This is a genomic window from Cupriavidus nantongensis, assembly GCF_041726985.1.
GTDB classification, from domain to species: domain Bacteria; phylum Pseudomonadota; class Gammaproteobacteria; order Burkholderiales; family Burkholderiaceae; genus Cupriavidus; species Cupriavidus nantongensis_A.
Window position 1 is genome coordinate 2,114,690 of the sequence record NZ_CP168303.1, and the last position, 12,351, is coordinate 2,127,040.

At 65.1% G+C, this 12,351-nt stretch carries 10 protein-coding genes and 6 tRNA genes; 7 read left to right on the forward strand and 9 right to left on the reverse strand.

The features are described from left to right. Nucleotides 1-27 precede the first annotated feature (27 nt). Nucleotides 28-300 (reverse strand): hypothetical protein, encoded by a 273-nt coding sequence (locus tag ACEI37_RS20940; RefSeq protein WP_111517692.1) that lies wholly within the window; start codon nucleotides 298-300, stop codon nucleotides 28-30. Nucleotides 301-761: 461 nt separating this feature from the next. Here ACEI37_RS20940 and trxA point away from each other — a divergent pair, with 461 nt between their 5' ends. The 6 genes from trxA to ACEI37_RS20970 all read left to right on the forward strand — a co-directional run bounded on the left by trxA (nucleotide 762) and on the right by ACEI37_RS20970 (nucleotide 7,429). Beyond that, nucleotides 762-1,088 (forward strand): thioredoxin TrxA, encoded by a 327-nt coding sequence (gene trxA / locus ACEI37_RS20945; protein ID WP_029046118.1) that lies wholly within the window; start codon nucleotides 762-764, stop codon nucleotides 1,086-1,088. A 180-nt stretch (nucleotides 1,089-1,268) separates the two neighbouring features. Further along, nucleotides 1,269-2,531 (forward strand): transcription termination factor Rho, encoded by a 1,263-nt coding sequence (gene rho, locus ACEI37_RS20950; RefSeq protein ID WP_012353193.1) that lies wholly within the window; start codon nucleotides 1,269-1,271, stop codon nucleotides 2,529-2,531. 75 nt (nucleotides 2,532-2,606) lie between these two features. Beyond that, on the forward strand, nucleotides 2,607-3,458 hold the full coding sequence (locus tag ACEI37_RS20955) for a M90 family metallopeptidase (protein ID WP_373378007.1): 852 nt from the start codon (nucleotides 2,607-2,609) through the stop codon (nucleotides 3,456-3,458). Between the two features lie 196 nt (nucleotides 3,459-3,654). Beyond that, nucleotides 3,655-3,915, forward strand: a complete 261-nt coding sequence (locus tag ACEI37_RS20960; protein WP_012353195.1) for a type B 50S ribosomal protein L31 — start codon at nucleotides 3,655-3,657, stop codon at nucleotides 3,913-3,915. Nucleotides 3,916-4,180: 265 nt separating this feature from the next. Continuing rightward, a complete protein-coding gene (locus ACEI37_RS20965) occupies nucleotides 4,181-5,968 on the forward strand; it encodes an ArnT family glycosyltransferase (RefSeq protein ID WP_373378008.1) in 1,788 nt (595 codons plus the stop codon). 108 nt (nucleotides 5,969-6,076) lie between these two features. After that, a complete protein-coding gene (locus ACEI37_RS20970) occupies nucleotides 6,077-7,429 on the forward strand; it encodes an MATE family efflux transporter (protein ID WP_373378009.1) in 1,353 nt (450 codons plus the stop codon). A gap of 47 nt (nucleotides 7,430-7,476) precedes the next feature. Here the strand turns inward: ACEI37_RS20970 and ACEI37_RS20975 are convergent. The 7 genes from ACEI37_RS20975 to gltX form a co-directional block, all read right to left on the reverse strand. Beyond that, nucleotides 7,477-7,553 (reverse strand) — tRNA-Asp (locus ACEI37_RS20975). Between the two features lie 69 nt (nucleotides 7,554-7,622). Continuing rightward, nucleotides 7,623-7,698: transfer RNA gene (locus ACEI37_RS20980), tRNA-Glu, on the reverse strand. A 105-nt stretch (nucleotides 7,699-7,803) separates the two neighbouring features. Further along, a tRNA-Ala gene (locus ACEI37_RS20985) sits at nucleotides 7,804-7,879 on the reverse strand. A gap of 193 nt (nucleotides 7,880-8,072) precedes the next feature. Beyond that, nucleotides 8,073-8,149 (reverse strand) — tRNA-Asp (locus tag ACEI37_RS20990). A 69-nt stretch (nucleotides 8,150-8,218) separates the two neighbouring features. Then, nucleotides 8,219-8,294 (reverse strand) — tRNA-Glu (locus tag ACEI37_RS20995). Nucleotides 8,295-8,360: 66 nt separating this feature from the next. Further along, nucleotides 8,361-8,436: transfer RNA gene (locus tag ACEI37_RS21000), tRNA-Ala, on the reverse strand. Between the two features lie 291 nt (nucleotides 8,437-8,727). Continuing rightward, the gene (gene gltX / locus ACEI37_RS21005) at nucleotides 8,728-10,128 is read right to left on the reverse strand and encodes a glutamate--tRNA ligase (protein WP_373378010.1); all 1,401 of its coding nucleotides are present in this window, start codon (nucleotides 10,126-10,128) and stop codon (nucleotides 8,728-8,730) included. 261 nt (nucleotides 10,129-10,389) lie between these two features. Between gltX and ACEI37_RS21010 the strand changes: the two genes are divergently transcribed. After that, nucleotides 10,390-11,316, forward strand: a complete 927-nt coding sequence (locus ACEI37_RS21010) for a patatin-like phospholipase family protein (protein ID WP_373378011.1) — start codon at nucleotides 10,390-10,392, stop codon at nucleotides 11,314-11,316. Nucleotides 11,317-11,390: 74 nt separating this feature from the next. On the opposite strand, the gene ACEI37_RS21015 is transcribed toward ACEI37_RS21010, so the two are convergent. Beyond that, a complete protein-coding gene (locus ACEI37_RS21015) occupies nucleotides 11,391-12,071 on the reverse strand; it encodes a C40 family peptidase (RefSeq protein WP_373378012.1) in 681 nt (226 codons plus the stop codon). Nucleotides 12,072-12,351: the final 280 nt, after the last annotated feature.

Genomic DNA, 12,351 nt, shown 5'->3' on the forward strand with positions numbered 1-12,351 from the left:
CCGCGGTACGGGGACAGCCGTGCCGCCTCAGTCAGATCCGCCTTCCAGGCGGGCGCGGATCTCGCGCGCGGTTTCGAGCAGGCCTTCGTAGCCGGAGCGCGCATGCTCGGGCAGGTCGGGGTCGCCCACCAGCGTGCCGAGCGTTTCGATGATGCTGTAGACCAGCCCGCGCGCGGCGCCGCTGGCAATGCTGTTGGTCTCCACGGCGCTGCTGAGATGGTCCAGCGCATCGCTCAGGTGGTCGACGTCGGGCGCCTGGCCGGGCTCGGACTGCGAAGGCTTGCGGGGATCGGTGTTCATGTCGATGACCTAGTCAGGGGGGCGCAAGTGCATGGATGGTTCGCCGCGGCGCGCCCGGCGGGCGTCGTGCGGACCGCTTCTATTCTACGCGCACCCCGCACGCATCCGGCACCCGGCGCGCGCAAGTGCGCTCCATGACACCCGTCCGACCGCGCCCGATTGGGCAAATCTCTCGCCGCCATTGAAAATAAGCATTTCAATGAATTAAACCTTTGCACCAGAATGACGGCATTGTTTGCGGGCCCTTATGCCTCGTCGCCGCAAGCTTGCCGGATGCCGGCGGCCGGTCTTGAAAATCGGCAAACTGGTAACATATCGGCAGCACCGGGCGCGGTAGCGGCCTCCACCGCCTGCTTCAGGCGTAAGGAGGTGGCCCGACGGGTCCGCGCAATCTCGTGTAAGGTAACGGTTCGGCCGTCCAGCCTTCAACATAAACAGAGCGAAACCAGAGGTTTTCCGCCATGAGCGAACAAATCAAGTATGTGAGCGACGCCTCGTTCGACGCTGACGTCCTCCAGTCCGACAAGCCCGTCCTGCTCGATTTCTGGGCGGAATGGTGCGGCCCCTGCAAGATGATCGCGCCGATCCTGGATGAAGTCGCCAAGGACTACGGTGACAAGCTGCAGGTCGCCAAGATCAATGTCGATGAAAACCAGCAGGTGCCGGCCAAGTTCGGCATCCGCGGCATCCCGACGCTGATCCTGTTCAAGAACGGCGCGGTCGCGGCCCAGAAGGTCGGCGCGCTGTCCAAGTCGCAACTGACTGCCTTCCTCGACGGCAACCTGTAAGCTGCGCGCCGGGACCCGACCCGCGGTCCCGGTTTCGTCACGATCCGACGTGCGTGCGCCACACCCTGGCGCGCCGGTCGGATTGTGCTAAGATGCCACCAACAACTCCCCGAGCGTTCGCTCATTTTCTCCCCCTTCCTTTACGTCTCGCCCGTCCGGGCCCATCTGTACCCCTCGTCTATGCACCTGACAGAACTCAAATCGCTTCACGTGTCTGCGCTTCTCGAAATGGCGGCTACGCTCGAGATCGACAACGCACAGCGGATGCGCAAACAAGAACTGATGTTTGCGATCCTGAAGAAGCGCGCCAAGATGGGCGAAACCATCTACGGAGACGGCACCCTGGAAGTTCTGCCTGACGGCTTCGGTTTCCTGCGCTCGCCCGAGACCTCCTATCTGGCCAGCACCGACGACATCTACATCAGCCCGTCGCAGATCCGCCGCTTCAACCTGCACACCGGCGATTCGATCGAGGGCGAGGTGCGCACGCCCAAGGATGGCGAACGCTATTTCGCGCTGGTGAAGGTGGACAAGGTCAACGGGCAGGCGCCCGAAGCGGTCAAGAACCGCATCATGTTCGAGAACCTGACGCCGCTGCATCCGAACCGGCCGCTCACGCTCGAACGCGACATCAAGGCGGAAGAAAACATCACCGGCCGGATCATCGACATGATCGCGCCGATCGGGCGCGGCCAGCGCGCGCTGCTGGTGGCGTCGCCCAAGTCGGGCAAGACCGTGATGCTGCAACACATTGCACATGCGATCGCCAACAATCATCCCGAAGCCGACCTGTTCGTGCTGCTGATCGACGAACGCCCGGAAGAAGTGACCGAGATGCAGCGCTCGGTGCGCGGCGAGGTGGTGGCTTCCACCTTCGACGAACCCGCCATCCGCCACGTGCAGGTGGCCGAAATGGTGATCGAGAAAGCCAAGCGCCTGGTCGAACTGAAGCGCGACGTGGTGATCCTGCTGGACTCCATCACCCGCCTGGCGCGCGCCTACAACACGGTGGTACCGGCCTCGGGCAAGGTGCTGACCGGCGGTGTCGACGCCAACGCGCTGCAGCGCCCGAAGCGCTTCTTCGGCGCCGCGCGCAACCTGGAGGAAGGCGGCTCGCTGACCATCATCGCCACCGCGCTGATCGAGACCGGCAGCCGCATGGACGACGTGATCTACGAAGAGTTCAAGGGCACCGGCAACATGGAAGTGCACCTGGAACGGCGCCTGGCCGAAAAGCGCGTCTATCCATCGATCAACCTGAACAAGTCCGGCACGCGTCGCGAAGAGCTGCTGATCAAGCCGGACATCCTGCAGAAGATCTGGGTGCTGCGCAAGTTCATCTCGGACATGGACGAAGTGCAGGCGATGGAGTTCATCATGGACAAGATGAAGGCCACCAAGAACAACGCAGAGTTTTTCGATATGATGCGCCGAGGCGGCTAAGCCTCGCTGCGGCCGTGCCGCAACGCAGACAGGAAGGCGTGCCGCGGCACGCCTTTTTTGTTTTTCGACGATGTCATGCTGGGCAAATTGACCACATTCCTGCGCTCCCGCTCACGCGCCCGCAAGCTGGAACACTACGCCATCCCCGACGCGCTATGGTCGCGCACCGTGGCCAAGCTGCCGTTCGTGCAGCGCTACGGCAGCGCCGACCTGGCGGCGCTGCGCGAACTGGCCACGCTGTTCATCGCCGAGAAGGAATACTCCACCGCGCACGACCTGCCGCTGGACGACGACATGGTGGTCAGCGTCGCGGTGCAGGCCTGCGTGCCGATCCTGAAGCTGGGGCTGCCGTGGTATCGCGGCTGGCATGGCATCGTGCTCTACCCGGGCGAGTTCATCATCCGCCGGACCGTGCAGGACGAGATCGGCCTGGTCCACGGCGTGGTCGAGGAAGCCAGCGGCGAAGCGTGGGAGCACGGACCGGTGATCCTGTCCTGGCCTGACGTGCACAGCCCCGGCGCGGGCATCGACAGCGACCATGAACTGCCGGCGGACACCTACAACGTGGTCATCCACGAATTCGCCCACAAGCTAGACATGCTCGACGGCGTGCCTGACGGCGTGCCGGCGTTCTCGCGCGTACTGCATCCGGAGGTCGACGCCGAGGTCTGGGCCGAGACCTTCCTGAGCGAGTACGACCGCTTCGCCGTAGCCTGGGACGCGCGCGACGAGGCCGACTGGGAGTACCCGGAGCGCTTGCCGGCGGCCTTGCGCGTCATCGATCCGTATGCTAGCGAGGCGCCCAGCGAATTCTTTGCAGTGACGTCGGAGTCGTTTTTTGTCGAGCCGGTCGGGCTGGCGCGGCATTGGCCGGCGGTTTACCAGTCATTGGCGACGTTCTATCGGCAGGATCCCGCCGCGATGTGAAATACGCGTCGCTTTAGGGCCGCAACACTTTGTTGGGCCGGGCCCCTACACCCTTCCCCAAGTATTTGTTTTTCTGCCATAATCCCGGTTTGCCCGTAATCGGCAAGTGGTTCGTTCGTGGCCGCGCCATGCCTTCTCCGCTGGCGGAGAACCGCGGATTGCAACGGACTGGCTACCCAACCAGAAAGGACTCATCATGAAAGAAGGCATTCACCCGAATTACCGCGAAGTCGTGTTCCAGGACATGTCCAGCGACTTCAGCTTCATCACCCGCTCGACCATCCAGACCAAGGACACGATCGTGAAGGACGGCAAGGAATACCCGCTGGCCAAGATCGAAGTCTCGTCGGAATCGCACCCGTTCTACACCGGCACCCAGAAGATCATGGACACCGCCGGCCGCGTGGAAAAGTTCCGCCAGAAGTTCGGCAACAAGCTGGGCAAGGCTGCGAAGTAATCGCTTTCAGCGACCCCGCTTCGCGCCAGCCGCGGACAAGTTCCGGGCGCGCGCGAACCAGCAAAGAGGCAGCATCGGCTGCCTCTTTGCATTTGTGCCGGAGCGCCGCCCCGGGCAAGCCCTGGCAGCCCGGCCGGCATTGGCCGCTATTCGGATTTACCCCCACATTCCGTGCGGCTTCCACGCCATGCCACGGCCACGCGGCCGCCGCATGCGCGATACTGTGGCCTTCGCGCCATGGCGCCACGGCCCGACCTGAGCATCGATGCGTCAAGCCAACACCTCACCCGTCCAGTTGACCGCAGCCGCCACCGGCGCCCTGCCGCGCGCGCTGCTGCTGGCCATCTGCATCATCTACGGCCTGGTCGGCCTGTTCGGGCGCGACCCGTGGAAGAACGAGGACGCCGCCGGCTTCGGCGTGATGTGGCAGCTCGCCACCGGCAGCACCCACGACTGGCTGATGCCGAACATCGTCGGCCGCCCGTACAGCGAGGACGGTCCGCTGGTGTTCTGGATCGGCGCTCTGATGATCCGCGGCTTTGGCGGCTGGCTGGGCGCGACCGACGCGGCGCGGCTGGCGACGGCGCTGTTCTTCTTCGCCACCTGCGCCTGCATCTGGTACACCACCTACCTGCTGGGCCGGCGCGATGAGGTCCAACCCTTTGCCTATGCCTTCGGCGGCCAGCCCAATGCGCGCGACTACGGCCGCACGCTGGCCGACGGCGCGCTGCTGATCTTCCTCGCCTGCGTGGGCCTGGCCATGCGCGGGCACGAAACCACGCCGCAGGTCGGTCAGGTCGCGTTCATCGCGCTGGCGCTGTACGGCATGGTGCGCAGCCTCGACAAGCCCACCCAGGGCAGCCTGATCTATGGTGCCGCGCTTGGCGGCCTGACGCTCGCCAGCGGGCCGCTGCTGGCGCTGGCGTTGCTGGTCGGCACGGCGGTGTGCGCGCTGGTGTGCAAGCCGCTGCCATGGCGGCGCCTTGCCGCGGTCGCGATTCCGCTGGCGCTGCTGATCGTGGCGGCGTGGCTGGCGGCCGCCTATTTCGGCGCCGCCGACCGCAACGAGGCCGTGACCTTTATCCGCGAATGGTCGCGCTATGACCGCCGCAGCTACGGCTCGCCGAATATGGCGACGTTCGGCTTCAATATGCGCAACCTGTTCCTGTACACGTGGCCGGTGTGGCCGATCGCGGGCTGGGCCTGGATCGCCTGGACCGGCATGCGCCGGGCACCCCATGTCGCGGCGCCGCTGGCGCTGCTGCTGCCGGTGCTGGTGCTGCTGTTCCTGCAGCGCAGTGCCGGCGACGTGCAGTTCATCCTGCTACTGCCGCCGATGGCGGTGCTGGCCGCCTTTGCGCTGCCGACGCTGGCGCGCGGCGTGATCAACGCCATCGACTGGTTCGCGCTGCTGTTCTTCACCATCTTCGGCGGCACGGTCTGGTTCATGTGGATCGCCAAGACCACCGGCTGGCCGCCGCGCATCGCGCGCAACGTGTTCCGCCAGCTGCCGGGCTACCAGCATGAATTCACCATCGCCGCGGTGGTGTTCGCGCTGGCGGCGACGGTGGCCTGGGTGCTGATCGTGCGCTGGCGCCTGTCGCGCGCGCCCAAGCAGATCTGGCGCCCGGTGGTGATTTCCGCGGCCGGCACCACCCTGATGTGGGTGATGGCGATGACGCTGTGGCTGCCGTCGATCAACTACGGCAAGACCTATCGCGACGTGGCCCAGGCGGCGTCGATGGCGCTGCCGCCGGCCTACCAGTGCGTGCAGCCGATCCGCATGGGCGATGCGCAGCTGGCTTCGTTCGCCTACTTTGGCCATATCCGCTTCGGCGGACCCAACGATGGCTGCGACGTGCTGCTGCGCCACGATTCGGTCGACTACGGCGAGCCTGGCAATATCTCGCACTTCGAGTGGCGGCTGATCTGGGAGGGCCGGCGCCCGGCCGACCGCGACGAGCGCTTCCGCATGTACCGCCTGGTCGATACCGCCCGCGCGGTCCACCCGCGCCCCGACCTGCCGCGACGCCGGCTGCCGCGCCAGCCCTGAGCCGTAGCCGCTCCCACCCTTCACCGCAGCGCCTGACGCGCCCATGAACCATTCCGGCCGCAGGCGGCTGCGGGGCTGGACTTCCAGCCCGCTCCTGCCGAGCCCTGAATGACACTGTTCCAAGACCTTCGCCGCATTGCCGCCCTGGCCGCACCCGTGCTGGCCGGGCAACTCGCCGTGATCGCCTTCGGCGTGATCGATACCGTGATGGCCGGACGCGCGTCCGCCACCGACCTCGCCGCCGTGGGCCTGGGCGGGTCGATCTACGTGACCATCTATATCAGCCTGATGGGCGTGCTGCAGGCACTGTCGCCCATCGCCGGCCAGCTCTATGGCGCCGGCCGCCTCGAGGCCATCGGCGCGGAAGTACGGCAGGCCGCCTGGCTGGGCGCGGCGCTGGCACTGCCCGGGGTGCTGCTGCTGGCGTTTCCCGGCCCGCTTCTGGCCTTCGCCAAGGCGCCGCCGGAACTGGTCGAGAAGGCCACCGCCTACCTGCATTTCGGCGCCTTCGGCTTGCCGGCGGCACTGGCCTTCCGCATCTACTCGGCGCTGAACAATGCGCTGTCCCGGCCGATCATGGTGACGGTGCTGCAGGTCGCGGGGCTGGGGCTGAAGGTACCGCTCAACGCCTGGTTCATCCACGGCGGCCTGGGCGTGCCGGCGATGGGCGGTCCCGGCTGCGGCCTGGCCTCGACGCTGATCAGCTGGGCCTGGTGCATCGCCGGGCTGCTGATCCTGCGCCATGGCAGCGCCTATCACCCGCTGCGCATCTTCGATACCTGGAGCTGGCCCGCCGCCGCGCCGCTGCGCGCGCTGCTGCGGCTAGGCGTGCCAATGGGGCTGACCTACCTGATCGAGATCACGTCGTTCACGCTGATGTCGATCTTTATCACGCGCCTGGGCACGGTGACGCTCGCCGGTCACCAGATCATCGCCAACCTGGGCGCGGTGGCCTATATGCTGCCGCTGTCGCTCGGCATTGCCACCTCGACGCTGGTGGCGCAGCATCTCGGCGCGCGCGACCGGGCCGGCGCCAGCCGCCTCGCCTGGCGCGGCATCCGCATGGCGGTGCTGCTCGCGGTGCTGACCGGCGCCCTGCTGTGGTTGCTGCGCAAGCCGTTGCTGGACGCCTATGCCAGCGATCCCGCGGTGGTCGCCGCGGCGCTGCCGCTGGTGCTGTTCGTGGCGTTCTACCAGGCCTTCGACGCGGTGCAGGTGATGACCGCCTTTATCCTGCGCGCGTACAAGATCGCGCTGATCCCGACCGTGATCTACGCCGGCTCGCTGTGGGGCATCGGGCTGGGCGGCGGTTACGTGCTGGGCTTTGGCCTGATCGACGGCATGCCCGCCTTCACGCGAGGTGCAAGCGGCTTCTGGCTCGCCAACAGCATCAGCCTGGCCATTGCAGGCGTGCTGCTGGTGCGGTATTTCAGCCGGGTCAGCAGGGATCCGGAAAGCTGAGTCGAGGCGTGGAAAAGAAAAAGCCCGCTTGCGCGGGCTTTTCAAATTGGCGGAGTGGACGGGACTCGAACCCGCGACCCCCGGCGTGACAGGCCGGTATTCTAACCGACTGAACTACCACTCCTTAGTCGGCTGCCGGCTCAAGCTACTGCTTGAGACGACATGCTGGACGTCTGATTACGCCCGGCTGTTTTGGCGTCCCCTAGGGGATTCGAACCCCTGTACTCACCGTGAAAGGGTGATGTCCTAGGCCTCTAGACGAAGGGGACAGAAACTTGTTATTCAACGCGTTTTCTGTCTTGCGCTGGAAAGTCCGCCATCATAGCAGGCTTTTTCGCGCTTGGGAAGCTTCTTTTCAGACGCTTCCCGGATTCTGGTGGAGCTAAGCGGGATCGAACCGCTGACCTCTTGCATGCCATGCAAGCGCTCTCCCAGCTGAGCTATAGCCCCGTATCCGGTATTCTGGACGGTTACTGCTGGATTCTTTCGCCGCCGCTTGCTCTGCGTTTGCAGCGAAGACAGGATTATATAGCGATTTCGGCAACGAATGCAACATATCTTGTTGCATTTACCACGATTCAAAACATAATCCCTCACCCAAAAGAAAAACCCGCATGGCGGATACACCATGCGGGTTTAGTTTTGGCGGAGTGGACGGGACTCGAACCCGCGACCCCCGGCGTGACAGGCCGGTATTCTAACCGACTGAACTACCACTCCTTAGTCGGCTGCCGGCTCAAGCTACTGCTTGAGACGACATGCTGGACGTCTGATTACGCCCGGCTGTTTTGGCGTCCCCTAGGGGATTCGAACCCCTGTACTCACCGTGAAAGGGTGATGTCCTAGGCCTCTAGACGAAGGGGACAGAAACTTGTCTTTCAACACGTTCCGTCTGGCACCAACCGCTACTGCATGACTGGAACCTGAATCTTGGTGGAGCTAAGCGGGATCGAACCGCTGACCTCTTGCATGCCATGCAAGCGCTCTCCCAGCTGAGCTATAGCCCCATGGTACTTCCATTTACTGCCACTTGCTGCATTTTCGCTTGAATTAACTCCGTTTCAAGCGAAGCCAAGATTATATATCAATCATTAATCTTTGCAAGTTCCCGTTTCAGCTTTTTCGCCTGCTCTGCACTTCAAATAATCCGTCCAGAGATAACGAAGATCCTTGCGGATCCGCCGGCCCGCTTGGTTGCTTTGTAGCTGCCGCGCTGCAGGGAGAACGAGATTATGCGCAAGTCCTGGCCGAAGCGCAAGCCCCGGCGCGGACTTTTTTTGCGTCTTTTCAGGCAGCGCTCAGGCCGCGGCGGCCAGGCGGCGCAGCACCGTGTCGCGGCCGAACAGTTCGAGTACCGCGTCGATGCTCGGCGTCTGCAGTTGCCCCGCCACCAACAGCCGTACCGGCATGGCCAGCTTCGGCATCTTCAGCCCGAACTCGGCCAGCACGGCCTTGAACGCGGCGCTGATCTCTGCGCGGGTCCATGCCGGCAGCGCGGCCAGCCGGGCCGACAGTGCCGCCAGCGCGGGCTGGATCTCCGGGGTGAGATGTTCCGCCTTGAGCGCGGCGTCGGCCTGCGGCTCGCCGCGATAGAACAGCAGCGCGGCCTGCGCGACTTCCTTCAGCGTGTTGGCGCGGTCCTTCACCAGCGCGATCACGCCGACCAGGTCGACCCCTTCCACCTTGCCGCCCAGCGCCTCGATAAAGGGCTGCGTCAGCGTGGCCAGGCGCTGGTTGTCACCCACCTTGATGTAGTGGTTGTTGAGCCAGGCGAGCTTCTCGGGGTTGTATTGGGCCGGCGACTTGCCGAGGTGCTCCAGGTCGAACCATTCGACGAACTGCTCGCGCGAGAAGATCTCGGCATCGCCGTGGGCCCAGCCCAGCCGCGCCAGGTAGTTCAGCACGGCTTCCGGCAAATAGCCTTCGTCGCGGTATCCGGTCACGCTCATCGCGCCATGGCGCTTGCTCATCTTCTCGCCCTGCTCGTTCAGCACGGTAGGCAAGTGCGCATAGACCGGCGGCGTGCCGCCCAGCGCGCGGATGATGTTGATCTGGCGCGGCGTGTTGTTGACGTGGTCGTCGCCGCGGATCACGTGGGTGATGCGCATGTCGAGATCGTCCACCACCACGCAGAAGTTGTAGGTGGGCGTGCCGTCGGGGCGCGCGATCACCAGGTCGTCGAGTTCGTCATTGGCGATCTCGATGCGGCCCTTGACCGCGTCGTCCCACGCCACGCTGCCGCCGATGGGGTTCTTGAAGCGGATCACCGGGTCCACGCCGGCCGGCGGTTCGGGCAGCACCTTGCCCGGCTCCGGCCGCCAGAAGCCGTTGTAGCGCGGCTTCTCACCGCGCTCGCGCTGGGCTTCGCGCAACGCGTCCAGTTCTGCCGTGCTCATGTAGCAGCGGTAGGCCAGCCCGGCCTCGACCATCTGCGCCACCACCTCGCGATAGCGGTCCATGCGCTGCATCTGGTAGAACGGCCCTTCGTCGATATCCAGCTCCAGCCACGCCATGCTTTCGAGGATCACGTCGACCGCTTCCTGCGACGAGCGCTCGACATCGGTGTCCTCGATGCGCAGGATGAAGTCGCCCTGCATGCGGCGGGCAAAGGCCCAGGGATAGAGCGCGGAGCGGATGTTGCCGAGATGGATAAAGCCGGTCGGGCTCGGCGCAAAGCGGGTGCGGACGCGTTGGGTCATGGTCAGGGGAAAACAAGAAAGCCCGCGCGCGGCGGCGCGCAGGCTGGTGTATGTGCAGGCCCTGCATTATACCAACGCGTATTGCCTGGCCTCAGCGCCCTCGCCCGACCCCGCTGCGCGCACCGGCGCCGGGCAGAATCATTTATGCTTGCGCCGGTCTGAGGTGTGGCCGGTGTACACACCCGCGATGCGAACATGGACGGAGAAACGCCCGCATCACATCGCCGCCGCCGGTCCCACCTTGTTACGTATCCCCGCTGCATGCAACGACGTCATTTTCTCGGCATCTCCGCCGCCCTGCTGGCTGGCTGCGCCTTCGGCCCGCGCCCCGCGCCACCGGTCGCGACCACACCGCCCTCCCCACCCACGCCGCGGCCCGTCAAGATCGGCCTGGCGCTGGGCGGCGGCGCCGCGCGCGGCTTTGCCCATATCGGCGTGATCAAGGCGCTCGAGGCCCAGGGCATCCGCGCCGACCTGGTCACCGGCACCAGCGCCGGCGCGGTGGTGGCGGCGCTGTACGCGAGCGGGCTCAATGGCTTCGAGCTGAACAAGCTGGCTTTGACCATGGACGAGGCCGCGATTGCCGACTGGGCGCTACCGTTCGGCACCCGCTTCGGCGGCTGGCTCAAGGGCGAGGCGCTGCAGAACTACGTCAACCGCCTGGTGCAGAACCGCCCCATCGAAGCCATGAAGCTGCCGCTGGGCATTGTCGCCACCGATCTCAAGAGCGGCGACAAGATCCTGTTCCGCCGCGGCAACACGGGCCAGGCCGTGCGCGCTTCCAGCAGCGTGCCAGGCGTGTTCCAGCCGGTATCGATCCAGGGGCACGACTATGTCGACGGCGGCCTGGTCGAACCGGTGCCGGTGGATTCCGCGCGCAGCATGGGCGCGGACTTTGTCATTGCGGTCAATATCTCGGCCGACCCGTCGGCGCAGCAGCACGCCGGCCAGAGCGGCGTGCTGCTGCAGACCACCGCGATCATGGGCCAGTCGATCAACAAGATGGCGCTGGCGCGCGCCGACGTGGTGATCCGGCCGGAGCTGCCCGACATGGGCGGCAGCGACTTCAACGCGCGCAACCGCGCCGTGCTGGCGGGCGAACAGGCGACCGCGGCAGTCATGGCAACGTTGCGGCAGCGGCTGGAACAGGTCCGGCTGGCGCCGGCCGGCAAGGTCGCGGCGCAGTAGCCGCACCCACAGCTGCCTCGGAAAACAAAAAGGACTGCCGCAGCAGTCCTTTTTGTTTGACGCGTCGCCAGCCATCAGCCGCCGTACATCGACGCGCGCGCCGCCTTGGGATCGTAGCGCTTGAGCGTCTCGACCATGTCGCCCAGGCCCTCGGCACTGCGCTCCTTGCCTTCGTCGATGCGGCGGGCACCGTTGTAGCGGGTCACCCAATAGGCCGCACGCATGTCGTCGACGCGGATCTTGCTGCCGGTGGACGGCGCATGCACGAACTTGTTGTCGCCGATATAGATGCCGACATGCGAGAAGGTCTGGCGCATGGTGTTGAAGAACACCAGGTCGCCCGGACGCAGGTCGCTGGTGGCCACGGTGGTGCCGACGCGGCTGATTTCGACGGAGCGGCGCGGCAGCATGAAGCCGAAGGTGTCATGGAACACGTAGCGGACGAAGCCGCTGCAGTCCAGGCCGGACTCGGGCGTGTTGCCGCCGAAGCGGTAACGCACGCCGATCAGGCCCAGCGCATTCATGACCAGGTCGCCAGCCTTGCTGGCAACGTTGCTGGTGGAATTCACCACCGACGACAGCAAGCCGCGCTTGCCTTCCGGATGCGCATCCACGGCCTGGGCCGCGGACTCGATACGGGTGTCGGGATCCTTGAATACCGTATCCGCCAGCACTCCATTCGACACAGTCGCACCGCAGGCAAGGGCAAATCCGACGGCGGCGCGCGCCAGGGAATGAAGCACCGATCGCTGCATTGGCTCTCCTGTTGATCGTTCCAAAGCAAGCCCCGGCACAAGGTCCGGGGCAGCTGGGTATTGGGTGGATGTCGCGCGAACATTTCAGTGATGTCGGGCGATCATCATGTGAACTCAGGGGGGAAACCTTACGCAACCTCCGCGCCAGGCCATTGTTTCGACCGCCGCACCGCAAGCGTGCACGGCATGCGCAAATGCGCCGGACGCACCACCCCCAAAACTAGTTCTGGCGGGATGGTAAAGGGTTGTCATTCACATGTCAAAGTTCGTTACAAATTCG